We start from the raw sequence: 563 nt of genomic DNA, 5'->3' as shown, positions 1-563 counted from the left end.
GATTGATGAGCCGCAGCGCGGTGAGTAACTTCATCGTTGGGCGCCGGCCGGGCGGGCGAAGAGCGTTCCGCTGATCAGTTCCTTGGCGGAGTCCAGCGCGGCGTGGTAGGCCCGCGGGGGTGACGTGGCCGCCAGTTCGGTCAAGCCGTAGACGAGCGCGTACACGGCTTCGACGATGCTGTCCCGATCCTGCCGGTGCGCGAGTTCGCCTCGCCGATAGGCATCGTCGACGACGCCCTCGATGATCTCTCGGAATGCCTGAAACCGCGCGCCCCCCGCGAACCGCGAATCGGCGTCGGCCACGCCCTCGGCGCGGATCACCCACTCGAAGGCGGCGAGATCCGGATACTCGCGCATCAGCCGGCCCGATTCGTCGAGCACCGCCTCGATCTGATCGATGGCGGTCCCGGGGCCCGCGGCGGCCGCCCGCAGCCGGGGCAACGCGACGTCGGTGCGTGCCGCGATCGCGGCCTTGATCAACTCGGCCTTGTTCGGAAAGTAGTTGTACAGGCTGGCGCTCGTGACGTTCGCGGTGCGAGCGATCTCACGGATGGTGGCTCGCG

At 68.7% G+C, this 563-nt stretch carries 1 protein-coding gene; it reads right to left on the bottom strand.

The genetic code is table 11. The features are described 5' to 3' along the window. Positions 1–30: 30 nt before the first annotated feature. On the bottom strand, positions 31–563 hold a 533-nt coding region (locus A5697_RS10890), incomplete at its 5' end, for a TetR/AcrR family transcriptional regulator (protein WP_197500971.1).

Source organism: Mycobacterium sp. E3251, assembly GCF_001666835.1.
GTDB lineage: Bacteria > Actinomycetota > Actinomycetes > Mycobacteriales > Mycobacteriaceae > Mycobacterium.
This window is presented reverse-complemented; position numbering and strand designations above follow the sequence as displayed.